The 26,179-nt window shown below is 70.1% G+C and carries 21 protein-coding genes and 1 tRNA gene; 13 read left to right on the top strand and 9 right to left on the bottom strand.

The window, feature by feature from the left end:
* Positions 1–9: 9 nt before the first annotated feature.
* The 11 genes from OG959_RS17855 to OG959_RS17905 all read left to right on the top strand — a co-directional run bounded on the left by OG959_RS17855 (position 10) and on the right by OG959_RS17905 (position 9,511).
* Positions 10–423 carry a phage tail tube protein gene (locus OG959_RS17855; RefSeq protein ID WP_326659628.1) on the top strand — a complete coding sequence of 138 codons (414 nt, stop codon included), beginning with the start codon at positions 10–12 and terminating at the stop codon, positions 421–423.
* An 8-nt stretch (positions 424–431) separates the two neighbouring features.
* A complete protein-coding gene (locus tag OG959_RS17860) occupies positions 432–836 on the top strand; it encodes a hypothetical protein (RefSeq protein WP_326659630.1) in 405 nt (134 codons plus the stop codon).
* A 32-nt stretch (positions 837–868) separates the two neighbouring features.
* Positions 869–1,150: a phage tail assembly protein T gene (locus OG959_RS17865; RefSeq protein WP_326659632.1), complete on the top strand. Its 282-nt coding sequence runs from the start codon at positions 869–871 to the stop codon at positions 1,148–1,150.
* Positions 1,147–3,249 carry a phage tail tape measure protein gene (locus tag OG959_RS17870; protein ID WP_326659634.1) on the top strand — a complete coding sequence of 701 codons (2,103 nt, stop codon included), beginning with the start codon at positions 1,147–1,149 and terminating at the stop codon, positions 3,247–3,249. The genes OG959_RS17865 and OG959_RS17870 overlap by 4 nt, the downstream gene beginning before the upstream one ends.
* A gap of 3 nt (positions 3,250–3,252) precedes the next feature.
* The gene (locus tag OG959_RS17875; RefSeq protein WP_326659636.1) at positions 3,253–6,585 is read left to right on the top strand and encodes a hypothetical protein; all 3,333 of its coding nucleotides are present in this window, start codon (positions 3,253–3,255) and stop codon (positions 6,583–6,585) included.
* Between the two features lie 9 nt (positions 6,586–6,594).
* Entirely contained in the window at positions 6,595–7,053 is a 459-nt protein-coding gene (locus OG959_RS17880) for a hypothetical protein (protein ID WP_326659638.1), read from the top strand.
* Between the two features lie 62 nt (positions 7,054–7,115).
* A complete protein-coding gene (locus OG959_RS17885; protein WP_326659640.1) occupies positions 7,116–7,931 on the top strand; it encodes a hypothetical protein in 816 nt (271 codons plus the stop codon).
* Between the two features lie 3 nt (positions 7,932–7,934).
* Positions 7,935–8,168, top strand: coding sequence for a hypothetical protein (locus tag OG959_RS17890; RefSeq protein ID WP_326659642.1), 234 nt, complete (start codon positions 7,935–7,937; stop codon positions 8,166–8,168).
* A gap of 29 nt (positions 8,169–8,197) precedes the next feature.
* Positions 8,198–8,464: a hypothetical protein gene (locus OG959_RS17895; RefSeq protein ID WP_326659644.1), complete on the top strand. Its 267-nt coding sequence runs from the start codon at positions 8,198–8,200 to the stop codon at positions 8,462–8,464.
* Positions 8,461–9,138 (top strand): collagen-like protein, encoded by a 678-nt coding sequence (locus tag OG959_RS17900; RefSeq protein ID WP_326659646.1) that lies wholly within the window; start codon positions 8,461–8,463, stop codon positions 9,136–9,138. Before OG959_RS17895 ends, OG959_RS17900 begins: the two co-directional genes overlap by 4 nt.
* Before the next feature lie 163 nt (positions 9,139–9,301).
* The gene (locus OG959_RS17905) at positions 9,302–9,511 is read left to right on the top strand and encodes a hypothetical protein (protein WP_326659648.1); all 210 of its coding nucleotides are present in this window, start codon (positions 9,302–9,304) and stop codon (positions 9,509–9,511) included.
* Here OG959_RS17905 and OG959_RS17910 read toward each other — a convergent pair.
* On the bottom strand, positions 9,508–10,548 hold the full coding sequence (locus OG959_RS17910) for a helix-turn-helix transcriptional regulator (RefSeq protein ID WP_326659650.1): 1,041 nt from the start codon (positions 10,546–10,548) through the stop codon (positions 9,508–9,510). The two genes, OG959_RS17905 and OG959_RS17910, sit on opposite strands and share 4 nt — an antisense overlap.
* 104 nt (positions 10,549–10,652) lie before the next feature.
* Here OG959_RS17910 and OG959_RS17915 point away from each other — a divergent pair, with 104 nt between their 5' ends.
* Positions 10,653–10,868 carry a hypothetical protein gene (locus OG959_RS17915; RefSeq protein ID WP_326659651.1) on the top strand — a complete coding sequence of 72 codons (216 nt, stop codon included), beginning with the start codon at positions 10,653–10,655 and terminating at the stop codon, positions 10,866–10,868.
* A complete protein-coding gene (locus tag OG959_RS17920) occupies positions 10,865–11,026 on the top strand; it encodes a hypothetical protein (protein ID WP_326659653.1) in 162 nt (53 codons plus the stop codon). Before OG959_RS17915 ends, OG959_RS17920 begins: the two co-directional genes overlap by 4 nt.
* 131 nt (positions 11,027–11,157) lie before the next feature.
* Here OG959_RS17920 and OG959_RS17925 read toward each other — a convergent pair whose 3' ends face one another.
* From OG959_RS17925 to OG959_RS17960, 8 genes are all read right to left on the bottom strand, one after another.
* Positions 11,158–11,394 (bottom strand): helix-turn-helix domain-containing protein, encoded by a 237-nt coding sequence (locus OG959_RS17925; RefSeq protein ID WP_326659655.1) that lies wholly within the window; start codon positions 11,392–11,394, stop codon positions 11,158–11,160.
* A gap of 427 nt (positions 11,395–11,821) precedes the next feature.
* Positions 11,822–11,895, bottom strand: a tRNA-Lys gene (locus tag OG959_RS17930).
* Between the two features lie 91 nt (positions 11,896–11,986).
* Positions 11,987–13,570: an amino acid permease gene (locus OG959_RS17935; protein WP_326659657.1), complete on the bottom strand. Its 1,584-nt coding sequence runs from the start codon at positions 13,568–13,570 to the stop codon at positions 11,987–11,989.
* Between the two features lie 105 nt (positions 13,571–13,675).
* A complete protein-coding gene (locus OG959_RS17940; RefSeq protein ID WP_326659659.1) occupies positions 13,676–16,852 on the bottom strand; it encodes an FG-GAP-like repeat-containing protein in 3,177 nt (1,058 codons plus the stop codon).
* 285 nt (positions 16,853–17,137) lie between these two features.
* A complete protein-coding gene (locus tag OG959_RS17945) occupies positions 17,138–20,068 on the bottom strand; it encodes an FG-GAP-like repeat-containing protein (protein WP_326659661.1) in 2,931 nt (976 codons plus the stop codon).
* Positions 20,069–20,511: 443 nt separating this feature from the next.
* Positions 20,512–22,557, bottom strand: coding sequence for an FG-GAP repeat domain-containing protein (locus OG959_RS17950; RefSeq protein WP_326659663.1), 2,046 nt, complete (start codon positions 22,555–22,557; stop codon positions 20,512–20,514).
* A 420-nt stretch (positions 22,558–22,977) separates the two neighbouring features.
* Positions 22,978–25,218 carry a DEAD/DEAH box helicase gene (locus OG959_RS17955; RefSeq protein WP_326659665.1) on the bottom strand — a complete coding sequence of 747 codons (2,241 nt, stop codon included), beginning with the start codon at positions 25,216–25,218 and terminating at the stop codon, positions 22,978–22,980.
* 241 nt (positions 25,219–25,459) lie between these two features.
* Positions 25,460–26,035, bottom strand: coding sequence for a hypothetical protein (locus OG959_RS17960; RefSeq protein ID WP_326659666.1), 576 nt, complete (start codon positions 26,033–26,035; stop codon positions 25,460–25,462).
* Between the last annotated feature and the right edge of the window lie 144 nt (positions 26,036–26,179).

Here is a 26,179-nt window from a genome sequence, read left to right on the forward strand (position 1 = left end):
GAGGCACCCATGCCTGGCTACGACGGCTTCGGAGCAGCACTCAAGCGAGGCGACGGCGCGGAACCCGAGGTGTTCGCCGCCATCGCCAACGCCACCAACATCAGCGGCCCGGGCCTGTCCCGGGACACCGTCGATGTCAGCTCCCACGACAGCCCGGACAAGCACCGCGAGTTCGTCGGGAGCCTGGTCGACCCCGGCGAGGTGACGGTCGACGTCAACTACGACCCCGCCCAGCACGACGAGTTGGTGGCCGACCTCACCGAGGAGGACCCGGGCAACTACCAGCTGGTGTTCCCCACCACCCCGCCCGTCACATGGGCGTTCGCCGCCGTGATGACCGGCTTCGAACCGTCCGCACCCTTCGACGACAAGCTGACCGCGTCGATCACCTACAAGGTCTCCGGCAAGCCCACCATCAGCTAAGGAACGCCATGGCACTGCTCACCCCCGACCAGATCGGCGCCGCAGACGACCGCCGCTGGGAGGACGTCGATGTCCCCGAGTGGGGCGGCACCGTCCGCGTCGCGTCCATGTCCGGCACCGATCGCAACGCCTACCAAAAGCAGATGCTCATCCTCGGCTCCAACGGCCGGCCGCAGGGCGTCGACCTCGCCGACCAGTACGCCCGCCTCCTGGCCAAGTGCCTGGTGGACGAGGACTTCCGCCGCCTGTACGTCACGGACAAGCAGGTAAAGGGGCTCGGCGCGAAGAACGGCGCGGTCCTGGAGCGCCTGGCCACCATCGCCAAGCGCGTGAGTGGGCTCGGCGAGGAGGCCGTGGACGATGCGGCGGGAAAATCCGAACCGACCCCGAGCGGCAGTTCCACTTCCGACTAGCGCTGGCTCTCGGGGCCCGGTCGGTGCGCCACATGCTCGCCGACATCGCCTCGGACGAACTCACCGAGTGGATCGCCTACGAGCGGGTGACGGGCCCGCTTGGCCCCCGCCGGGGCGACGTCCTGCACGGCATCCACACCGCCGTCGTCGCCAACACAGCGGCTGCCAAGGGGCGCAAGGCCAAGCCGGGCGACTTCATCCCCGAGTGGGACCGCGACCGCGAGCCCGACGTCGAGCGGATGCTCGCCACCGTCCGCACCGTGACCGCGGCTCTGGGCGGCGCCGACCACACCACAGGAGGTGAGAGCGCGTGACGACGCTGTCCGAACTGCTCGTAGACATCGGCGTTTCCACCGACGACCTGACGGGCGGCACCGCCGGGGCGGCCGACGACGTGGAGCGGTCCCTGGCGGGCATCGGGGACGCCGCCGACCAGGCCGCCCGGGACGTCGCGGACGCGGCCGACGCGGCGGCCGCCGCCATGGGCGACGTCGGGGCCTCGGCAGACGAGGCCGCGCAGGGCGCCGCGGACGCTGCAGCCGAGACCGAGGGCGCGTTCCGGGGCATGGCCATGGCGGCGGCCGGCGCCGCCGTCGGCGCCCTGTTCATTGAGGGCCTTACCGCTGGCATGGACATGAAGGCCGCCACCACCAAGCTGACGAACCAGCTCAACCTCACCAGCGAGGAGGCACAGCGGGCCGGGGACATCGCAGGGGAGGTGTACACCGCCGGGTTCTCCGACTCGATCGAGGGCGTGAACGAGGCCCTGGGCGCGGTCGTGTCCAACATGGGCGGCATGGGCAAGGTCGGTGACGCCGAACTGGCCCAGCTCACCAAAAGCGCAATTGCCCTGGCGGACACGTTCGAGTTCGACGTGGGCGAGTCCACCCAGGCCATGGGAACCCTACTCAAGACCGGGCTGGCCAAGGACGGCACGGAAGCCATGGACCTCCTGGCCGCGACCGCACAGAAGCTGCCCAAGGCCATGCAGGAGGAACTGCCCACCCTCGTCCGCGAGTACGGCGAGTTCTTCGACCAGCTTGGTTTCACCGGCCCGGAGATGATGGGCATGCTGACCGAGGCCGCGAAGAACCCCACCTTCGAGATCGACAAGATGGGCGACGCGCTGAAGGAGTTCACCCTCCTGATGGCGGACACCGACGCGGTGAAGGACCCGCTGAAGGCGCTGGGACTGAACGTCAAGGAAATCCAGGGCCTCATGAACAAGGGGCAGGGCACCAAGGCGTTCGATCAGGTCACCACAGCGCTGCGGGGCGTGGAAGACCAGACCAAGCGCACCAAGCTCCAGGCGGCGCTCTTCGGCGGCCCCGGCGAGGACATGGGCAACAGCCTGCTGAACATCAAGGCGACCGGGGCGGACGCGGCGGCCGGCCTCGACCAGGCCGACGGGTCCATGAAGAAGATCACGGAATCGGTCGAGCAATCCAAGAACCTCGACACCGTGTGGCGACAGGTGAGCACCACCCTGGGTGAGCTGTTCCTGCCCGCGTTGACGAAGTTCAGCGACTTCATCGCAGAGAACCCCGCCCTCCTCAAGATCGCTGTACCAGCACTCCTTGGCCTTGCCGCGGTTATCGGGATCCTGGTGGCAGCGCAGTGGCTGTGGAATGCGTCCCTCTGGGCATGGCCAGGCACCTGGATCATCGCGGGCATCATCGCGCTGATCGCGGTCGTCGCGCTGATCATCATCAAGTGGGACGAGATCGCTGCGGCCACCGCCCGAGTGTGGGACTGGATCGTCAGCAAGCTCAGCCAGGCGTGGGACTGGATCAAGGCGAAGGTCAGCGGGGTCTGGGACTGGATCTCCGACAAGACGTCCGCCGCGTGGGACTGGATCTCCAAGAAGGTCATGGCCGCCGTCAAGGTCCAGATGGACGCAGTCGGCTGGCTGGCGAAACTCCCCGGCAGGGTCGCCGGATGGTTCGGGCAGATCATCGGCTGGGTGGCCGGCCTGCCGGGCCGCATCGCCAAGGCCGCATCAGGCATGTGGGACTCGATCACGTCGGGATTCAAGTCCGCCGTGAACTCCCTGATCAGCATGTGGAACGGGCTGTCCTTCACTCTCGGTGGCGGGTCGTTCATGGGCGTCGACATCCCATCGGTAACCCTCGCCACCCCGGACATTCCCTACCTCGCCGAGGGTGGTGTCACGACCGGGCCAACGCTCGCAATGATCGGGGAGGGCCGGGAACAGGAGGCCGTACTGCCGCTGTCCAACCTGGACGGCATGCTGCGCTCCGTCGCCGGGGCAGTCCGCAACACCGGTAGCCAGCAGGCACCGGCCGGCGTCATCGAGTTCGTGGGTGGCGACTCCGAGTTCATCCAGTTCCTCCGGTCCATCACCCGCGACCGTGCGGGCGGCAGCATCATCCGACTCGCAGAAGAGGGGTAGCCGATGCCGAGCCTGCCTCCGCCGCGTACCACCGAGCTGTACTACGGGGGCGCGTGGCACACCATCAGCGGCGACATGCGGGAGAGCACCCCAGTCAAAATCAGCCGGGGCGCCACCGCGATCGGGAAGCGGGCAGACCCGACCGCGGCCACCGCGACGCTCGATAACCGGTCCGGGGACTACAGCCCCCGCAACCCGCTCTCCGCCCTGTTCGGGAAGATCGGCCGCAACACCCCGTGGCGCTTCTCCGTGAACGCCGGCGGCCCGCGCCTGGACCTGACCAGCAGCACGTACACCCTGTCGACTCCGGACGCGTCCAGCCTCGACATCCTCGGCGACATCGACGTCCGTATCGACGTCGCCCCGACCACGTGGACCAGCGGGCAGATGCTCGTCAACCGGTACGCCGTCGGCGGGAACCTCGCCTGGTCGCTGATGCTCGCCCCCGACGGCCACCTGATCCTCAACTGGTCCGCGACCGGGCTGTCCGGAGCCACATGGGCGAAGTCGACCATCCCCGTTCCGGGCGGGCGCCGCCGCCAGCTGCGCGCCACCCTCGACGTCAACAACGGGGCCTCCGGCAACACCACGACGTTCTACGTGGCGGGCAGTACGGGCGGCTGGGTGCAGCTCGGGGACCCTGTCGTGCGCGCCGGCACGACGTCGATCTACAACGCCACCGCGCCCCTGCACATCGGGGACCCCGTCGCCATCGCCCAGACGCCCGACGGGGACCCGATGGGGCGCCTCGTCGGCAGCGTCTACGGGGTTCAGGTCTACGCCGGTATCGGCGGTGTCCTGCGCGTGGACGTCGCCCCCGAGGACCAGGCCACTCCCGGCACGTCCTCGATGACGGACGGCACCGGCCGGGTCTGGACTCTGACCGGGGGCGCGTCCCTGTCCAACCGGCACATCCGGATGGAGGGGGAGGTGCCGGCGTGGCCGCCGAGTAGGGATCTGTCCGGTGCGGACCGCACGGTGCAGATCGCCCCGGCCGGAATCATGCGCCGCCTGGGCTCCGGCAACCGCCCCTTGGACTCGGCCCTGCGCCGGTACATCATCGGCAACGTGCCGGCGGAATGCTGGCCCCTCACCGACGGCGAGCAGGCCACCCAGGCCGCTTCCCTGCTCGGGTCCCCGGCGGCCCGGTTCGTCGGCGACGTCCCGCCCCTGTGGGGCCGGGGCGAGGTGGCATCGTGGCTGGAGCCCACGCTCCTGACCACCGACCAGGCCAGCGGGCAGATCCTGGCGACGCTCCAGGCGCCGACTGCGACCAACGAATGGTCAGTCGACGTCGTGCGCGGCGGCGCCACGACAGCCGAGTTCCCGAGCATCCGAGACAGCGGGCGAGGAACGGACGCTGACCCGTTCACCGTCTGGAACCTGCTCTTTCTCAGTACCACCGACAAGGTGCAGCTGACGCGCGACGTGTACACAACGGACGCCGGCTCAACGTCGATGCTCGCCGACATCACCCTGCCCGAGCTGTTCGAGGACCGCCCCCACCATGTGCGCCTGAGCGTCGAGGAGGTGGGCAGCAGCACCGGCTGGACCCTGTACGTCGACGGCGAATCGGTCGCCGCCGGGTCCGTGGCCGGCCACGGGCGGCCGCTGCGGCAGATCTCGTATGCGTGGGGTTTCGGCAACACGCTGTCGCTCGGCTACATCACCGCCTGGGGCGCCACCGCCCCGAGCCCGGAGGACATGTATCAGGCGCTCCTCGGGTTCCCCGGGGAGACTGCGGGGGCGCGCGCCATGCGCCTGTCCGCAGAGAACGGCGTGCCTGCCTCGCTCGTCGGCGTGGTCGACATCTCGGAGGAGATGGGGACGCAGGAGCCGCAGCGCTTCCTGGAGACGCTGGACACGATCGCCGCGTCCGACCTCGGGATGGTGCTGGAACAGCGGGACGCCCGGGCGCTCATCTACCGGCCCCGGCACACCCTGTACAACCAGGTCCCGACCTTGACGTTGGATTTTGCGAACGGGGAGATCAGCGCCCCGTTCGCGCCGATCGACGACGACAAGCTCACCGAGAACGACGTCACGGTGACGCGAAAGGGCGGGGCGTCCTCGACCGCGGTGCGGACGGACGGGCCGCTGTCCGTGGACGCGATCGGCCGGTACGACGTCGCCCCCGACGTGTCGCTCGCCACCGACGGGCAGACCGTCCAGCAGGCGTATTGGCGCCTGGCCGTCGGCACCTACGACGGGTTGCGCTACACCAAAATCACCGTCGACCTCGGCAACGAGCGCGCCTACGCACTCGTCAACGAGGCCCTGGCCGTGGACGTCGGCGACCTCATCCGCCTCCGCCGCCTGCCCGCGGACCAGCAGCCCGGCGACGTCGATCTGATTGTGACCGGATACGAGGAGGAGGTGGGCGCCAGCGCATGGAAGATCACGTACACCTGCATGCCCGGCGAGCCCTGGACAGTCGGCATCGCCGGGGACCCCATCCTCGGCCGCGCCGACACGGCAGGCTGCGTCCTGGCCGCCGCCGTGTCCTCGACGGCCACCACCCTGCCGGTGACGACGACGGCCGGCCCGCAGTGGGTGACGACCGCCGTGCACCCGGCCCAGTTCCCGTTCGACGTGAACGTGGGAGGCGAGCAGGTCACCGTCGCCGCGGTCACGGGCGGCGTGCAGGACAGCTTCCGCCGGATCGTGTCGTCCGGGTGGGGCACTGCTGACAGCGGGCAGGCCTGGGCGGTCTCAGAGGGCACCGCCGGGGACTTCTCCGCCGACGGGACCACGGGCCTGCACACCCACGGAACGACGAACGTCTTCCGCACGACCACGACCGCATGGGCGGCGACGGATGCCGACCTGTACGCCGACTTCTCCCTGAACGCCCTGCCCGTCGGCGACAGCGCGTATCTCTTCGCAGTGCTGCAGTACACCGACCCCACCCACATGTACCTGGGCCGGGTACAGATCAGCACGACCGGAGCGATGACGCTGACGGTCCGGAAGCGAAACGGCTCGGAAACCACCCTCGGGTCCTCATACGCAGTGGGTACCTACGTGGCGGGGGCCTGGTACACGATCCGTATCGCCCGCTCAGGCACCACCCTGCGCTGCAAGGTCTGGGCGCAGGCCGCGTCCGAGCCGGACTGGCAGATCACCACCACGGACAGTGCTCTCACCGGGTCGGCGGCGGTCGGTGTCCGGACCCTCCTCGGCAGCTCCGCGAGCACGCCGCGGGTGTTCCGATTCGACAACCTGCGCGTCGGCCCGCAGCAGATGACCGTGACCCGGTCCGTCAACGGCATCGCCAAGGCCCAGGCCGCGGGCACGCCGCTGTCTCTCACCCACCCGATGCGCGCAGCCCTGTAGGAGGCAGCCTTGACCATCTACGCAGGGCAGAACGTCAGCGCCCGCATGTTCAATCGGCTGCGGCCGGAGCCGGTTTCGGCGTCGGGCAGTAGCGATCTCACCGTCACCGGAACGACCACCCTCGTTCCCGGGTGCGAGATCACCCTCACCGTGGAAACGGCCGGGGCCCGCATCATCGCCGACGGATCGGTCAACTTCCTCGTCGGCGGCGTCACGCTGAGCGCGTCCAGCTACTGCAGCGCCCAACTCACCCTCGACGGCGTGACGATGCCCGGATTCGCACGATGGGGCGACACCGTGATCGGTGCCCAGGGCACGCCCAGCAAGCAGTGGGACCTCACGAACCTCGCCGCGGGCAGCCACACGATCCGCCTGGCCGCGGCCCGTACCTCGGCCGGCACTGGCACCGTGACCGCGGTCGGTGCAAACAGCCAGCTCGTCGTGTGGCTGTACGAACCCGTCGTGTAACCCCCAACCACCCCGAGCCCCGAGCCGCCTGGCCGGGGCCTTTCTCATGCCCTGGAGGGCTGATGGCCAAGACCGGCCCGCAGAGGTACCCCGGTTCCGCTACCGGATCATCGTGGTACCAGGACACCTACGGCGGCGACGTGATGGAGTCCAACGTCGTCGTCTGGCACACCACCGAGGGCACGTCGCTGCCCACCTACGGCGGCGGCACCAGCGCCCCGAACTTCACCGCGGTGCCCGACTTCACCGCGAAGGTGTTGCGCTGGCACCAGCACTTCGACTTCGACGTCTCGTCGCGCGCACTCGTGAACAAGGCCGGCGGCGTGGAAACGAACACGCTCAACGCCGTGCAGGTGGAGCTCGTCGGCACGTGCGACCCGACCGCGCACAAGCGTTGGGGCTCCCGGCCGCACCTCTACACCCCGGAGCTCCCGGACTGGGTCATCCGCGATCTGGCCGCGTTCGCCCGCTGGGCCCGCGACCACCACGGCGTCCCGCTCTCCTCCGGGCAGACGTTCGTCGCCTACCCGGCCAGCTACGGGGCCACGAAGACCCGCATGACGAACGCCGAGTGGCTGTCCTTCAAGGGCCACTGCGGGCACCAGCACGTCCCTGAGAACGACCACGGAGACCCCGGCCGCTTCCCCATCGACGCCATCCTCGCCGCTGCCGACGGCGGCGCCACACCGTCCGAGGAGGACGACATGCCGACCCCGCTCCAGTTCTGGAACTACCGCAACAAGAACGCGAAGGGGAAGATCCCCGACGCCTACGGCTACCTCACCGGCACCGCTGCGGATGTCGACGCGCTGCGCGCCGAGGTGGCCGGGCTCCGCAAGGACATGACCACCCTCATCAACCTCGTGAAGAAGGGCTGACCCGTGACGAAGCAGCTGCTCCTCGACAGCGCCGAGCGCGCGGGCTGGACCGGCGCGCAGGCCGCGCTCGGTGTCGCCATCACCGACCTCGCCAACATCCCCGTGTGGTGGGCCGCACCCATCGGCCTTGCCCTCGCCGCCGCGAAGTCGTGGGTGGCCGGACGCCTCGGCCGCAAGGGCACCGCGTCCACGCTGCCCGCCTCTGTGGACCCGGCGTCGCACCCGACGGGTATCTGAGCTGCCCACCGAGCACCACGGGAGTACGTATGGACGCTGCCATGGCGGCCGCGCTGTCTGCGGTGCTGGCTGCGCTGTTCACCGCGGCAGCGGCCGCTTACGGCTCCCGAGGCGCGGCCAGGGCGACCCGGGAGGGCGGAGTCATTACCGGATACGACAGCCTCACCGATCGGTTGGTGAAGGAACGGGACAAGGCAGAGCTGGACCAGTCGACGGCTGAAGCGAAGGTCGCCGCCCTGGAGTTGGAAGTGTCACGGCTGCGGATTCTGGTCACCCAGCTCGGGGGGACGCCATGACGAGAACGGAGCGACTCCTGTACCGGCGCCGCCGCGGCCTCTGGGTCACGGCGGCGCTGCTCTTCCTGGGCGGCGGGCTGGCCGTGGCGTTCCTGCTCATCGGACGCGCCGAGTCCCGCGCTGACCAGCTGGCCGCCGAGGCAGACCGGCGCGGCGGGGCAGTGTCCACCCTGGCGACGGACGTGCGGACGCTCCGCTCGCAGATCCAGGCGAAGGGCGGCACCCCCGAGGCACCCGACCCGGAGCAGGCGGTCGAGGATCTGCCCGCGCGGGCCGAAGTGCCCGTACCTATCCCCGGACCGCCGGGGCCGAAGGGCGAGCCGGGCGAGCGCGGCGCCACGGGTGCCGCGGGCACCCCGTCACCGGGCCCGTCCGGCGCAACCGGGCAGGAGGGTGCAGCGGGTGTTCCGGGCGCGGCTGGCCCGGCCGGACCGCCGGGCGAGCAAGGGCCCGCCGGAGCTCCAGGCCCTGCGGGCAAGGACGGAGCGGCAGGGAAGGACGGAGCGGACGGACGCGACGGCGCATCCGGCCAGACGTGCCCGGCTGGGTATTCGCTCCAGCCGCCGCCGACCGATCCTGATGCGCTGGTCTGCCGGCGGGACGTCCCGACATCACCTGACCCGGCATCGACCACGACCGTCCTCGGTCTGCCCGTCGACCGCCGCCGCACATGAGCACGCCCCCTGTCGGCCCCTTCCTGGGGCTGGGCAGGGGGCGCTCTTCTGCGTTCTGGGGCAGGCCCCAACTCTGGCCGCTACTCTGGCGGGAGCGCCCTCCTCGGACCCGACTCCGCGGGGGGCGCTGGCCTGTCCGCGGCCACCGCTACGATCGGGCGCCATGAGCGAGTACGTGATCAGGTACAGCATCATCCCGCCCGGCCTCGGCCCCGACGACTACGAGCCGGCCGACTTGGAACAGCGCGAGCATCTCGTCGACGTCCCTGGAGAGCAGCCCTCTGTGGCCACCATCCACTCCACCGTCAAGGCGCTGCTACCTCCTGGCTCCGGCGTGGCGATCCTGTCCGTGCGAGACCCGGGCGAGGGCTAAGCGCGGCGGGCCGCGTCCTCCAGCCGAGCCTGGTAGTAGGCGTGGTCCCGCGGGTAGCCGACGAGTTCGGGGAGGGCGGCCCGGATCCCATCGACCGCGACCTGCCAGTCCTGGCAGCTGTACGCGGTGTCGGCCAGCTGCAACATGGCCCGGGTCGGGGTGAGCCAGTACAACCAGCCTGGCCGCTCCTCCTCGTCGCTGGTCTGCAGCGCCAGTTCGACCGCCTCGTGTGCGAGGCGCCGGGCCCGATCCCGCTCTCCGAGCGCGGCGGCCGCGGTGGCCACCTGGTGCGTGGCGACGGAAGCGGCGGCCGGAGAGAGGCCGACGGCCAGGCGTGCGGCCTCGGCGGTGCGGAGCGCCCGCACGGGGTCGCCGTGGCGCAGGCTGTAGTACGAGCGGATGCGGTGCACCCATGACGCCATGTCGGTATGCCCGCCGTCGACCGCCCACCCGTGCGCAAGATCAATCCAGGCGAGGGCAGCACCCATCTGCCTCTGCTGGGCGGCCACCCACGACAGCCAGTGCGCGTGTTCGGCCGCCAGGAGCAGCAGCCGGTCCGCGGCCGCGCCGGTCGTGCCGGGGAGCATCAGGGTGACGCTGTCGATTTGGGCCCGGACGACGGGCCACAGGTCCAGACCGTGAGTCTCGTCCTCGGCGCGGCGGTGCCGCGCGAGGACTTCTCCGAGCCAGTCGGCGGTGCGGAGGTCGGTGCGGCCGGTGGCGTGCCCGTGCGCGATCCGTTCGCGTAGTTCGGCTGGCGGCTCCCAACCGCTGAGTTCGGATCGGGCAGGCACCATGGTCAACTCGGGGGGCACGCGTAGTCCTTCGGTGATGCGGGCCATTACCTCGGCTGACGTCACCTGCCGGCGGCCCGACTCGATCGCAGAGATGTCCGGCTGCGCAAGCCCCACGAGCGGCTCCAGGCCGCGCTGGGATAGCCCGGCGGCCCGGCGGTACTCGCGAAGGATGGCGGCCCAGTCCTGGCGCGCCCAGGCGGCGCGCAGAGCGACGTCTGCCCAGAGTCCCCGACTACTCATTCCGGCACGATATGCCCGCCTGATAGGGCCTGCATATCGGATCGGCCAGTTGCCCCTCGGACGATGACGCTCACAGCCGAGTCGGGTCGGAGAAAGGCAGCGTCATGAGCGTCAGAGCCCTACCAGCAGTCACTGAACTCACCGAGCAGCAGCAGCGCGGATGGCGCTGTGTCTGGTGCCGGCATCCGCTCGCGACCGGCGCGGACGTCGACCTCGGCGAGCAGCGCGCCACGCCTGCCAATGGTGCCGCGTACTCCTGGTTCCCGCGGGCGTGCGCCGACACGGAGGAATGCGCGAGCAGGACGGTGGCTACCCCGTGACGAAGACGATCTCGAACTACTGCTGGCACCAGAACCCGACCGCGGCCGGGCGCTGCGTCCTGAACATCGGCCACCAGGGGCCGCACTACGACTGGTACACCCGCCCGTCATGGGCCGGGCCCGGCGCCGAGTGGCCGCAGAAGGCCCCCGCCCGCTGAACTCCCACCCGCAGCTGGAGTTCGCGCAACAGTTGCGGGTGGGCCGCCCGCACCCGGGGCCGGCGGTGGCCGGGGTCCGGGCGGTTTGCTGGCCCCGGTCGGCCACCCCCCGTTGGTCGGCCGGGGCCCCGCTACTCCCGCATGAGGTCGGCGGCCGGCACACCGATCGCGTCGGCGACGAGGAGCAGGTGATCGAGGAGCGGCGAGGTGTGTCCCTGCTCCAGCCGGTTCACGGTTTTCCTATCCAGCCCGCTACGGCCAGCCACTGCCTCTTGAGTGAGGTGGGCGGCGACACGGGCGGCTCGGATGCGGTCCCCGATGACCCGGCGACGGGCGGGGACCCAGTCGGGTAGGGGGTCGGTCGGCACCCCGTTAACGCTCTGGTCTGCGGAGATCTATGTCAGTACCATCGATGGTACTTATTCGATCATGAGCGCTGCCCCCACGAACCCACAGCGAAGGAGGCCGCGTGCCCCTGTACCTCATTCGACAGCCCCCTCCGCCCGGCACAGAGCCGCCCGGAGGCGAGGCGGCCCGAGTCGCCACAGAGTGGACTGACCAGCGCTACGCGGACCTTGTGGCCGCGTGGGAGAGCGTGCGCCCTCCGCCCGGCTTCGTCGGGTTCATGGACCCGCTCCCCTGACCATCGAGGCCCCGGCCGCCATCTGTCGCCGGGGTTTCGTCATGCATGATCGCTAGCCTTTCGGGCCAGCAGCGGGCCAGCAGCGCTCACGCATGCCACCCGAAACGACAGCGGACCCCAGCTCACATGCGCTCTGAGCTGGGGTCCAGTAGTAGGCCGTGTGGGACTCGAACCCACAACCAACGGATTAAAAGTCCGCTGCTCTGACCAATTGAGCTAACGGCCCTCGGCGAATCACCCCCGAGCATAGCCCGCCGTGGCCCGGCCGCCGATCGGGTATCGGTTGCCGGGCCCCGTCACCGTGGAAGCACCCGCGGTCAACGGCCGTTGCCGCGGGCGATCGTGCGTTTGTGATCCGGATTGAGGAACCAGTGACGGGCCGAGGCGAACCACCAGGTGGCGGCGAAACCCAGGACCACCAGGACGGCGACCGGGGCGTAGTTGAAGGTCTCCCACGTGACGGGTGAGACCTGGGGCAACATGAAGAGCACGGTGATCACCGCCACCCACGCCACCGCGACGATGCCGATGGGACGGGACCAGCGCCCGAGGTGCCAGGGGCCGGGGCGGAAGTCGTCGCCGCGCAGGAGGCGGAGCAGGGTCGGGATGACGTACGCGATGTAGAGGCCGATCACCGCGATGGAGGTGACGGCCGCGTACGCCGTGACGTTGATCAGGTACGGAAGGCCCAGGACCAGCGCGCCGAAGGCGGCCAGCCAGACCGCGGCCACGGGGGTGCGGGTGCGGGGGCTGACCGTGTGCCAGACGCGGGAGAACGGCAGGGCGCCGTCCCGGGAGAACGCGTAGATCATCCGGCTGTTCGCGGTCACGGACGCCATGCCGCAGAAGAGCTGGGCACCGATCACCACGAGGAGCAGGAGCTTGCCCGTGGTGGCGCCCAGGGCGTCGAGGAGGATCTGGGCGGGCGGGGCGCCGGTCGGGGAGGCCAGGGCTCCGTCGTACGACTGGATGGCGAAGGTGAAGCCGAGGAGGAGGACGAATCCGGCGATCCAGGAGGTCCAGATGGACTGGACGATGCCGCGCGGGCCGGCGGTCGCGGCGTCGTGCGTCTCCTCGGTCATGTGGGCGGAGGCGTCATACCCGGTGAAGGTGTACTGGGCCATCAGCAGCCCGATCATCACCACGTAGAAGCCGCTGCCCCACCCGGTGTTGTTCACGAACTCGGTGAAGACGAACGACGCCGACTGATGCGAGTCGGGTACGAACGTCAGCGCGCCGACGATGACGGCGACGCCGAGCACGTGCCACCAGACGCTGACGCTGTTGAGGATCGCGACGATCCGCACGCCGAAGGTGTTCAGCAGGCCGTGCAGCAGCAGGATCGCCGCGAAGAGGAGGATCGTGCGGCCGGGCGTGACCTCGAAGTCGAACTGGAGGTTCAGGTAGGCGCCCAGGAACGACGCCGCCCCGAAGTCGATCCCGGCGGTCACGGCGACCTGCCCCAGCACGTTGAACCAGCCGGTGAACCAGGCCCACGCGGCCGCCGAGCGGGGTGGGGCCAGCCGGTGGGCCCAGAAGTACAGGCCGGCGGAGGTCGGGTACGCCGAGCAGATCTCGGCCATCGCCAGTCCGACGAACAGAGTCATCAGCCCGACACCGACCCAGCCCCAGGTGATCAGGACCGGGCCACCGGTGTTCATGCCGAACAGGTAGAGCGTCAGGCAGCCGGAGAGCACCGAGATGATCGTGAACGAGACCGCGTAGTTGGAGAAGGCGGACATCCGGCGGGCGAGGACCTGCGTGTAGCCGAGCTCGGCCAGCCGCGCCTCGTCGGAGCCGGCGGGCGGGGACGTTGTGTCGGCCCCGGGCTTCGACAGGCTCTGTGGGGTAGCTGGGGACGGTTGTTGTTCGGAAGGCGCTCCAGGTGGGTTGCTTGTCATGCCCCCAGCGATTCCCTCGCCGGGGGCACGACATGCGTCGGACGCGGACCGGTGTGTGGGCCGAACGCGTCGCGCCTTCTTGGGAAGCGGCGGACCGCGCCCGCGTCAGTAGAGCTTGGAGTACGTCTGCCAGCCGCCGCCGACCTTCACCCGCGTCGCGAACAGCCCCTTACCGTCGCCCCGGTAGGCCCACAGCACCCCGGACGTGTCGCGGGCGAGCAGGTCGGCCTTGCCATCACCACTCGCATCGCCCACCCCGACGAGCGAGTTGTAGACCTGCCAGCCGCTGCCGACCTTCACCCGGGCCGCCAGGGTGCCCTTCCCCGTCCCGGCATACCGCCACAGCACCCCGGCCGTGTCCCGGGCCAGCAGGTCACCCTTGCCGTCACCGTTCAGATCACCCGCGCCGGCCAGCAGATAGCCCTTCCAGCCCGTACCGATCTTCACCCGCGCCTTGAAGGCGCCGGCACCCGTGCTCTCGTACAGGTAGAGATATCCGGTCGACGTCTCGCGCGCGATCACATCCGCACGCCCGTCCCCGGTCAGGTCACCCGGCGAGGTCAGGGTGTCGTAGACGTTCCACCCCAGACCCACCTTCGTGAACGGCGTCGTCGACTTCAACGCCCCACCGCACGACGGTCTGTACGCCCGCAACTCACCGCTCTTCACCCGCACCAGTACGTCATTGCACCGGTCACCACTCACATCGTCGAACGGAACGGAAGCCGTCACACTGTTCGCGCCCGTCCAGCCCGAACCGGAGACCTTCGCGTCGACCGTTCCGGTCCCGTTGCCCGTACCGCCCCGGAAATCGGCAACGCCCGCCGGCGTGAACGCCAGAAGGTCACCGAAGCCGTCGTTGCCGGTGAAGTCACGGGTGACGGCCGCGCCGCCCGTCACCTTCACCGCGCCCGACACCGCCAGAGCCCCGCCCTGCCCGTCAGCCGGCACGACCGACAGGCTCCAGGCGTAAGCGCCATTGGCGACGAGTCGGCCCGCCGCGTCCTTGCCGTCCCACGAAGCACCGACCAGACCGCGGGCCTCGCCTCCGGAAACCGTGCGAACGACCTGGCCGGACGCCTTGTTCTTGACCGTGAGCTGCCACGAAGCGGCGGGCTTGGACAGCCACCAGGTGCCTGCCCAGCTCGGAGCGGCCGCCCGCAGATCGAGCGAGGTCACGGGCGCCTTCGCGTCGATCACCGAGAGCGGCGACGCCGGAACGCCCGTGGGGACGACGCGGACCCGTCGGTCGTCACCGGTGTACGCGACATGGCCGCCGAAGCGGTCGACGGTCCAGCCGGCACGGCGCACCGTGTTCTCACTCAGGTCCGCCGCGCTCACCAGCGTGCGCTGGGGCAGGTCCGTGTACGTGCCGCCGGCCGGCAGGCCGTTGTGCAGGTCGAAGAGCGTGAGTCCGGCTTCCTCCGTGTACGCGACGAAGTAGCCGTCACCCAGGAGGACCTTGGCGTTGGGAGCCGTCGTCGAGCGGCCGGACTGGCGGTCGTAGACGCCTGCGCCCTGAAGCCAGTTCGCGTTGTCCCGGCACTCCCAGTACACCCAGCGGCCCACGGCCTGCAGCTCGCTGGGAACACACTTGTTGAGCGTGGTGAAGGAGGTGCCCGCCGTGCCCGCCGGCAGCGTCTTCGATGACACCGTGGACGAGTTCGGAGCACTGCTCCAGAAGGTGTTTCCCCACAGCGCCACGGCGGCCTGCGTCCGCTTCTCCAGCACGGTGCCGGAGTCGGCGCCCTGGAATTCGACGACCGCCTGGCTGCCCGCTGTCGCGGACTCGTTCACGACACCGAACCGACCGGAGAGGTCGATGAGTTCCGGAGCGGACATGCCTGTGGTGACCCGGGGTCCCCACTTCGCGGTGCCGTTCGGGAAGAGGATCGTTTTGGTCTTGCCGTCCGCCTGCTCGGTCCCCTCCTGGGGGCCGAAGAATCCGTCCCCGCTCGCGAGCATGGTGACGCAGTAGGAGGCCTCCAGCCATCCGCAGTCCGCTTCCCGGCCGCTGGTGAGACCGTCCACCGTGGTCCGGATCTCGTCGGGACGACCCGAGGTCTTGAGCCACGTGCTGCGGTAGCCGCCGATATAGGTGTGCGGCTCGAAGAGGTTCGAGTCGTCGGCCGTGGTGAGGATGCCGCTGCCCAGGGCGATGCCCGCGGGTTGTGCGGGCATGTCCTCGATGTCCGCGACGCGCTTGCGCGTCAGGGTGCCGTCGGCGGCGGCAGTGAACCGGTAGTAGCCCCAGTCCAGGGGGCCCCGCTCGGTCACGGTCTCGGCCCCGGCGACCAGGACGGAGCCGTCGGGAGCCCAGGCGAGTTCGGTGGTAGCGGCGGCCAGCAGTTCTTCCCCGGTGTTGCCGTCGGCGCCCAGTCGGTACAGCGGCTGCCCGCGGTACTGGTTGCTGCCCGAGTTGGCGGCCTGGACGCCGATGAGCGCGTTCCCGACCAGGCGCATCGCGTCGCCCGGGAAGTTGTTGATGTCCAGGACACGGGGCGGGGCCGACAGGTCGTTCCGGTCGAAGACCTCGGCGAGGTCACCCGTGCCGTCACCCGGGCCCACCTGCAGAAGGGTGTCCTTCCCGAGGGTCACCCGGTGCGCGTTCGCGGCCAGCGGCGTGACCCCTCCGCTCACCAGGTCGACCAGCCACCACCCGTTCTTCATGGTGGTGTCCTCCCAGAGGATCCCCCGGACGACGGCCGACCGGGCGTCGCCCTCCGAGACCGTCAGGTTCCACCCTTCGGGAAGCCCTTCCAGCCGCTGGTCCGTGACCTCGCCGGCCTCGGTCCGCAGCAGATGGAGACCCGTCGTCGCCTGCTGGGTGCCGGTCCGGGTGATGACCGTCGTGCCGTACGTCTCGACGTAGGACTGGCCTTCCGGAATCGGGACGGTGGTGGTCGCCCCGCCGCCCGCACGCTGCTGCAGCGTGATGTGCGGGCTCGGGCTCTGCGCGTACACGGCGACGGTGTCGGACCCGTGGCCGAATCCGGTGGGCCAGCCGCCGCGGGGGCGGCCCTCCTCGGGGTCGTACTCAAGAGGCTTCGGAAGCCGGTCGGCCAGCACGGTGGCCGCCCCGGTGGCGTAGTCGATCCAGCGCAGGCGGTCGTCGCCCTCCTGCGCCGTCAGGAAGCCGGTCTCACCGGCGTTGAGCACACGCGTGGCGCGGGGCACGAAGCGTGCGCCCGGGCTCACCACGACGGTCTCGTCAGACGTGTCGGCGGCAGCCGTCCCCGTCGTGGCCGCACTGGTCCCGGCGGTGATCGCCAGGGTGACCAAAAGGGCGATACGGCCGGACGCACGCCGACGTCTCCACCCGCTGGATGAGCGAGTCAATGTGAAAGTCCCTCCCCGGGAAACATGGCACGGGGGCGGCACGCAGTGGACGTGGTGGACACGCTGTCTTCGTGGTGCGGCCGATAGCGCTCGCACCACCACCCCCGAGCAGACGGGGCGACTCTAACAGCAGCCACGGACACCCCGACAGGGTATTTCGAACCCGTTCAAAGACGCGGGGCCCGTACGGCGGAGAACGCCGTACGGGCCCCGCGCTCGGTCATCCGGTCAGACCAGCGACTTGTACATCTGCCAGCCGCCACCGACCTTCGCCCGGTACCCGAACAGCCCCTTGCCGTCACCCCGGTAGGCCCACAGCACCCCGGACGTGTCGCGGGCGAGCAGGTCGGCCTTGCCATCACCACTCACGTCACCGACGCCGACGAGCGCGTTGTAGACCTGCCACCCGGCACCGACCTTCACCCGGGCCGCCAAGGTCCCCTTCCCCGTCCCGGCGTACCTCCACAGCACCCCGGCCTTGTCCCGAGCCAGCAGATCACCCTTGCCGTCACCGTTCAGATCACCCGCGCCGGCCAGCAGATAGCCCTTCCAGCCCGTACCGATCTTCACCCGCGCCTTGAAGGCGCCGACACCCGTGCTCTCGTACAGGTACAGATAACCGGTCGACGTCTCGCGCGCGATCACATCCGCACGCCCGTCCCCGGTCAGGTCACCCGGCGACGTCAGGGTGTCGTAGATGTTCCAGCCCAGGCCGATTTCCGCAAACGGCGTGGTGGGCTTCAACGCACCACCGCACGAAGGCCTGTACGCCCGCAACTCACCGCTCTTCACCCGCACCAGCACGTCATTGCACCGGTCACCACTCACATCGTCGAACGGAACGGAAGCCGTCACACTGTTCGCGCCCGTCCAGCCCGAACCCGACACCTTGGCATCCACCAGACCCGTACCCGTACCGGCCCGGAAGTCGGCAGCTCCCGCCGACGTGAACGCCAGCAGGTCACCGACCCCATCACGCTTCACGAAGTCGCGGGGCACCGCCGCACCACCGGTCACTCTCAGCGTTCCCGAGGCACTGGCGGCCGCGCCGTCACCGTCGGCCGGCTTCGCCGACAGCGTCCAGGTGTACGCGCCGTTCGGCGGGTAGCCACCGGTGTCGGTCCGACCGTTCCAGGAGGTCGCCACCGACCCTCCACCCGCGTTCGGGCTGCCGGAGAGGGTGCGGACGGCCTTGCCGGTCGCCTTGTTCCTGATGACGATCTGCCAGGACGCCACCGGCCGGGACATCAGCCAGCGGGCCTTCCAGGGGGCGCCGCCCACTGCAGTGTCCAGACCCACCTCGGACTCGATGGGGACCACGGGCTGGTTCGGTACGCCGGTCGGGACGAGGTGAACGCGCTCGTCCTCGGCCACATAGGCGACGGGGCCGCCGAACTTGTCGACCGTCCAGGTCACCCCGCGCTCAGCGGTGGGGGGTAGCTCCCCGACGGCGTGGGGTTCGCTCGCTGTGCCGTCCTGGAAGCTCGAGAGCATCAGCTGTCCGCTGCCCTTGTCGTGCTGAACCAGATAACCGTCACCGATCAAGGCCTCGCCGTGGGGCACGTCCATGCTCTTCTCGGCCATGAGGTCCCAGACCCCGGCCGGTCCGGTCGCCCCGCACGACCAGTAGATCCAGCGTCCGACCGCCTGAAGTTCCTTGAAGACACAGGGCAGGCCGGTGCTGATCGTCCGGGTGATCTTCTTCGTCTTGAGATCCTGCGCGGTCAGCACGCCCTTCACCGTTGTGGCCGACCACAGTTTCGTGCCCCAGACAGAGGCTGCTCCGACCCGGCGGGTCAGAGGTTCGGTGTCGTATCCGCCGAGATCACCGATGTGCTGAAGCACCGGGTTGGTGCCGTTGACCACGGCGTAGCGCCCGGTGAGATCCACCAGTGAGCCCAGGTGCGACTGCATACGGAACCAACGCGGATCGTCCTCGTCACCCACCGAACCGACCCCCGCGGTGTTCTCCGTCTCGTCGAACAGCTCGATCACATGACCGTCGCCGCTTGAGAAGGGGCCCACGAAATCCTCGGATGTGTACGAAAGGCGTTTCGGGTCGGTCAGCGTGAGCCCCGCAGGTGTTGTCGTCACCGTTCGCCGGTAGAACGCTTCCATGAAGTCGTCCGGCTCGCTGGTCGCCAGCACACCATTGGCCAGCGAGACACGCTCGATCCGCCCTGGTACGGGGGTGATCGGCCGCACGGTGGTCGAAGCGGGCGAGCCACCTCCTATTTTGCGGAACGCCCACTGGCCGGCGTCCGTGCCCCCCGCCACCACAAGGCTTCCGTCGGCTGCACCCACCATCACCGGAGCCACTTGGGCAACCAGCGTCTCCGGGGCTCCACCGGTGAACGGCACCCGCTTCAAGGGGAATCCCAAGGGGTAGAAGTCCTTGTTCGCCGACGCGTAGTACCACGTCACCGCGAGCGAGTCCCCCGCTGCCCCGATGTAGGGGACCGCGTAGCTCACCGGAGGCGTCAGGTCGACCTTCTCCGGGGTGGCGGACACAGAATCCCGCGGTACCCAGCGGACATCACCGTCGGATTCCAGCCACGCCAACCGTTCGGAGGTGAGGATCATCTGAACCGGTGAAGGAGTCGCCAGTGCCGGGCCCGCGGTGAAGGAGCCGTCGCCGAGATCGATCAGACCCAGGCGGTACCTACCGGCGTCCGAGTACTTGATCACAATGGTGCGATCGTCAGCCGCGAACGCTCCCTGGACGAACGCGGTCGGCGGAATGTCCACGGTCGCTCCGGCCGTGGTGGAGTTCCCCCCGTTCCACTGGGCGAGGCGGAACACATACGCGCCGTACACGCCGCTCTCCGTCAGCATGTGCCGCCCCGCCAGTGCTGCCCTCCGCCACCCCGAGGGCAGTGAGAACCCGCTCGAATCGCCGGTACGCAGGTCGGTGCCCCTCAGGGCATTCTGACCCGCCTCGGCGTCGGGCGTGATGATGACGTCCGAACCTGCGGCAAGCCAGAGCGGTGGCCGGCTTCCACCGGCACGGTTGTACGCCTCGATGTACGAGGTCACCGGCTGGTCATCCGGAACGTCGACCTCGCGGGTCTCGCCGTCCCAGTTCGTCCACAGCAGCCCGCCGTGGCCTTCCTGCCGGTAGAGCACGCCGGTGGAGCCCGCCCCGTAGGGAATCGTCACTCTCGGGATGTACCGGTCGACGCCGAAGGACGTACCCCCTGACGCCAACCCCGACGGGCGGTCTTCGGCAGCCACCGAACCTCCCGCGACCAGTCCCGACCCCACAATCAGTCCGATCACCACCAAGGTGGAGATGGCTCTGTGCGCACGACGACGCCTCACGTCCGTGTCCCTCCCCAGGAGCAGAAACGGGCAGGGGCCACAGCGGCCTTTCGGCTCCTAAGGCACGGAAGCGGAAACGGCCGGGGTGGTGGTGATCCGAGCAGGCCCCCGCCTCGCTCTTCCCCATGAGCCCGGAAAGCTGAGCGGATCCTAGCAACGATCCGGCGCGCCGCGACGGCTCTTCTCGAACCCGTTCAAATGGACCGGGACACGGCTCCAACGCGCAGGGCTCGTACGGCTTCTCCTCGCCGTACGAGCCCTGCGCCTCAGGTCGTACCGCGTCAGGACAGGGTCTTGTACATCTGCCAGCCGCCACCGATCCGCGCCCGTGCGGCGAACGCACCCTTGCCCGTGCCGTTGTACCGCCACAGCACACCGGCCGTATCCCGGGCGACCAGGTCTGCCTTGCCGTCGCCGGTGATGTCGCCGACGGAGGCGAGGGAGTTGTAGACCTGCCAGCCGCCGCCGATCTTCGTCCGGCCGGCGAACGCGCCCTTGCCCGTGCCGTTGTACCGCCAGAGCACCCCCGCCGTGTCCCGGGCGAGCAGGTCGCCGTGCTTGTCACCGTTCAGATCGCCGGCACCGACGAGCGTGTCGTAGATCTTCCAGCCGTTGCCGATCTTCCCGCGCGCGGTCAGCTTGCCCTTGCCGTCGTCGGCGTACCTCCACAGCTCTCCCGCCGGCGTGCGGGCCACCAGGTCCGTACGCCCGTCGCCGGTCAGATCGCCCGGCGCGGACAGCGCGTTGTAGATCTGCCATCCCGAACCGATGGTCAACCGGGGTCCGTTCGGAGCGAAGGCCTTCCCGCAGCTGCCGTCGTGCCGGGTCAGCACCCCGGTGGCGTTCCGTACGAGCACGTCGTTGCAGCCGTCCGCGGACAGGTCACCGAACGGAACCACCGTCGATGTCGCCGGCCATCCGGTCGCGGAGGCTCCCGTCCGGAGGTCGCCGGTGCCCGTGCCGGTACGTACGGTCAGGCCTCCGCCCGACGTCAGTGCGAGCAGGTCGCCCTTGCCGTCTCCGCTGAAGTCACGCCACTTGGGCGTCGACGCGGCAGGGACGGGCGCGGTCGTGGCGGTACGCACCTGCGAGGTGTAGTCCCCGGTCGCCTGGGTCCACACAGCGACGGGACGGTTGTCGCTGCCGACGGTGATCTGTCCGATGGCGTAGTCACCGGTACTCAGCGGCGTCGGAGCCGCGGACCATGCGCCGTTCACCCGAGAGGAGGTCATCAGCCCCCGGGACGTGGCGCCCTGGGTCCACACCGCATGCACGCTGCCGTCGGGACCGGTCGCGAGATCGAACTGGTCCTCCGCCGTATAACCCGTGGAAAGGGTCTTCACCGCGGACCAGTTGCCGGTCGCCGCGGAGCGGGTGGTGGTCAGGGCGTGGAAGCTGGAGGCCTCGGTGTAGACGACCCCCAGCACCGTGACGTCGCCCTCGGGGCCGACGACGGCCTTACGCCATCCACCGGTATCGAACCCGGTGACCGGTTCCCCTGCCGTCCAGGCCGTGCTTCCGGCCGGACGCCCCGCGAACATCTGCGTCCTGTCGCCCTCGGACGTTTCCCAGGCACTCCACAGGAGGGCGGCGCGACCGTCCTGGCCCAGTGTCAGTGTGGCAGTCGCCGCGTGGACCTTCGGGTCGGAGACGGTGGCCGGCTCGCTCCAGCCCGGCCCCTCACCGACCCGGTCCACGACCTTGATCTCCGATCTGTTCCCGGAGTACTGCGTGAAGGCGACGGTCGCCGTGCCCCGGTCCGAGTAGACGAGTTCCGGATCGGAGACCGACTCCCCGCCCACGGGCTGCTCGTCCAGACGGGCCGGTTGCGACCAGGGCTGCCCGGGCGCCTCACGGACCGACGCGTACAGCTCGGACGAACGATCCGAGTTGTGCCTCCACACGGCGACGAGCCTCCCGGTCGGCGAACCGGCCAGTTTGCCTCCCTGGATGTTGCTGGGGTCGGTCACGATGTCGGCCGGGGCCGACCAGGTCGAGGCACCGGCTGCGAGGACGGACATCCGGAAGGCGGCACCCGGCCTGTCCTCGTACGGCGGGACGTCGTTCGGGTACTCGACCCACGACGCCGTGACGGAACCGTCGGCCCCGACTACGAGATCCGCGTTGCCGCGCTCGTAGCCCGTCGTCGTGAGGACGTGCGGCGCCCCCCACACAACGCTGCCGGCCGGGCGCACCGACACGACGAGCTCGCGCTTGCTGCGGTCGCTGGGCAGTCGGTTCCACAGGGCGACGACGGCACCGTTCCTGGCGGTCCTGACGTCGAGAACACTCTGGATGGATGTGCCGTCCGTCAGCGGCACGGACACCGCCCACGGGTCGAGGACAGCCGCGCCGGCGGACGGCGTTGCGGAAACCGGGGCGGCGACAGCTGTCGAGGACAGCGGTCCGACACCGGCAAGAAGAGTCGCTGCGGCTACGGCAGCGACGGAATGACGAAGAAGAGCGCTACGAGGCACTCGGGTCCTCCCCTGAGGCAAATGAGAGGCACGGGGGATCAGCAGCGTCCGCGTGCCCGGGGAATCCACCGGGCATAGGTGCGGGAAAGGCCCCCCAGCGCACTGCCCCCATGCAAGTGAACGGAAGATACCAGCCGCCCCACCTGCACCGGAAGGAGCTTTCTGCCCCAAACAGCTCACCGTTCTCGCCCGTCGCATGCAACAGGGCCCGCACACCGCCGAAGCGGTATGCGGGCCCTGCTCAGCAATCAGACGATCGCGGCCGGACGATCAGCCGTTGCGCTTCCAGCGCGGCTTGTCGTCGCGGCGGCCGAAGGTACCGGTGCCGGTACCCGTGCCGGTGCCACCGCGGTGGTCGTCGCGGCGGCCGGTCGGGCGGTCGCCGCCGCCGGAGCGGAAGCCGCCCGACGGGCGGTCGTCACGACGGTCGCGGTTGAACGGACGGTCGCTGCCGCCGGAGCGGAAGCCACCGGAGGGGCGGTCGTCACGACGGTCGCGGTTGAACGACGGGCGGTCGTTGTCGCGGTTGAACGACGGGCGGTCGTTGTCACGGCGCTCGAAGGAACGGCCGCCACGGTCGTCACGACGGTCACCGCCACCGGAGCGGAAACCGCCCGAGGGACGCTCGTCACGACGGTCGCGGTTGAACGACGGGCGGTCGTTGTCACGGCGCTCGAAGGAACGGCCGCCACGGTCGTCACGACGGTCACCGCCACCGGAGCGGAAGCCGCCACCGACCGGACGGTCCTCGCGACGGTCGTTGCTGCCGCGGAACGACGGGCGGTCGCTGCTGCCGCGGTAGCCGTTGCTGCCGGCCGGACGGCCGCTGCGCTCGCCGACACGGTCGCTGCCGCCACGGTAACCACCGCGGTCGCCGCCGCGGTTGTCCCGGCGCTCGTAGTTGCCGCGGTCGTCGCGACGCTCCTCGCGCGCTGCGGGCTGCTCCGGCACGGAGGTGGCGGCCAGCAGTGCGGCCTCCGCCTCGGCGGCGACCTCGGCCACCGCTGCCTCGGGGTCGTCGCCCCGCTCGCGTGCGGCGCGGGCGACCAGGCGGTCGGCCTCCTCGCGCAGCTCCACGGCACGGCGCTGGATGCGCTCCAGCTGCTTGGTCAGGTCGGCGGCCTCGCGCTCGGCCTGCTTGGCGGCGTTGTTCGCGGAGTCGGCCTGGACCTCGGTGAGCGAACGGGCGCCGGTGATCTCGGCGACCTCCGGCTCGAAGACGCCCGCGCCCTGGACGATGTGGCGCGACGCGTCGACGCCCGCGTCCTCCATCAGGCGGAAGATCTGGCGGCGCTGGTGCGGCAGCGCCAGGGAGACGACGACACCGGACTTGCCGGCACGGGCGGTACGGCCCGAGCGGTGCAGGTAGTCCTTGTGGTCACCGGCCGGGTCCACGTTCAGGACCAGGTCGATGCCGTCGACGTGGATACCGCGGGCGGCGACGTCGGTCGCGACGAGCGCGTTGACGAAGCCCTTCTTGAAGTCCTCGAGAACGCGCGTACGGGCGCCCTGGGTCATGCCGCCGTGCAGGGCGTCCGCCTTGACGCCGGCCTCGATGAGCTGCTCGGCGATGCGGTCGGCGCCCAGCTGGGTGCGGACGAAGATGATCGTGCGGCCCTTGCGGGCGGCGATGGCGGAGGTGACCGGCGCCTTGTCCTTCGGCTTCACGACCAGGACGTGGTGCGACATCGTGGAGACGTTGCCCTGGGCGGAGTCGACCTCGTGGGTGACCGGGTTGCTCAGGTAGCGCTTGACCAGCGTGCCGATCTCGTTCTCCATGGTGGCGGAGAAGAGCATGCGCTGGCCGCCACCGGGGATCTGGTCGAGCAGCTCGGTGACCTCGGGCAGGAAGCCCAGGTCGGACATCTGGTCGGCCTCGTCGAGGACGGCGACCTGGACGTTCTCCAGGGAGCAGGCGCCCCGGTTGATGATGTCGCGCAGTCGGCCCGGGGTGGCGACGAGGACGTCGACACCGCGCTCCAGCGCGTAGATCTGGTTGCCCATCGACGTACCGCCGCAGACGACCTTCATCTTCAGGCCGAGCACGTCGCCGTACGGCTGCAGCGCGTCCGCGACCTGCATCGCGAGCTCACGGGTCGGGGTGAGGATGATCGCGCGGGGCTTCTTCTTCTCGGTGTGCCCACCGGCCAGCGAGGCCAGGGTCGGCAGACCGAAGGAGAGGGTCTTGCCGGAGCCGGTACGGCCACGGCCGAGGATGTCCTTGCCGGCCAGGGCGTCCGGGATGGTCGCGGCCTGGATCGGGAAGGGCGCGGTCACACCGTTCTGCGCGAGCTTGCGGACGATGCCCTCGGGCAGGCCCAGGTCGGCGAACGTGATGGTCGGCTCGGCGTCCGCCTCGTCGGCGGAGTCGGTGTCGGGCTGCTCGGCCTGCTCGGCCTGGGGGGCGTCGGTCTCGACGGCGTCGACGGTCTCAGCGACCTCGGCGACGACGGCTTCAGCGGCCTCGATGAGCTCGGCGCTCTCGACGTCGTTCTCGACGTTCTCGGGCATGACGGTGTGGTCAGAACTGGAAATTGACATGCGAAATGCGAAACCTCTCGGAGTCTCGGCACGCGCCCGTAACTCCGTGTTTTCGCAATTTCGACCGCCTCAATGCGGTCCAGCCACGGCAAGGGAGAGTACGCGCCACACGGCGCTCTTCTGTGTCGGCGCCGGGCAATGGGATCAAACGATCTATAACCATACGCACTCTTACCCTCATTACGCAAACCGGCTCCGTCCGGCCATCCCCTCAGGCCGGTCCCACCTGCGGCGATGCCTCCGGAGTCCGCATCGCGTACACCGCGTCCGGCGCGCCTGTCGTGCCCTGACGGAGCTGAGCGGCCGGTGACGCGGACGGCACCGGCGGCTCCGGTTCGGAGGGCTCCGGATCGGGCTCCGGCGGGGTCGGCGGCTGCGGGCTCGCGGGGGTGCCGGGGCCCGGGTCGGACGGCGCCGGAGGTTCCGGCTGCTCGGGGACCCCGGGGCCCGGCGCCGAGGGCGTCTGCGCCGGCGGGCGGCCCCCCTTCGCGGGGCCGGACCGACCGGACTCCGCGCCGGGGCTGCCCGAGGGGGTGACGGAGGCACTCGGGCCGGCGGACCGGCCCGCCCTGCGCTCCGACTGCGCCCCGGCGCCGCCCCCCGTACGGGCGTGGCCGGTCCCGGCCACCGTGGATCCGTCCGGCTCGGCCACCGAACCCTTCGGTACGGCGGAGCCGGAGGGCGCCGGTTTCCCGCCGTCGGAGCCGATGCTCATGCAGCCGGTGGACGCGGCGATCGTCACCGCAGTGACGGCCGCCCAGCGGACGGGAAGGGGCAACTGGCGCACGGGGCACCTCCGGGGGCGCGAAGAAGGACGAGGCAACACGGAAACGAGCCGGGAGCGCTGTGCCCAACTCCCGCCGCCCCGCCGGGGACACGCCCTCGGGCAGGCCCGCACACCTCGTTCACACCTCGCGGTGTGCCGCATGTC

Origin of the sequence: Streptomyces sp. NBC_00385 (assembly GCF_035917155.1) — a bacterium.
Classification (GTDB): Bacteria; Actinomycetota; Actinomycetes; order Streptomycetales; family Streptomycetaceae; genus Streptomyces; species Streptomyces poriferorum.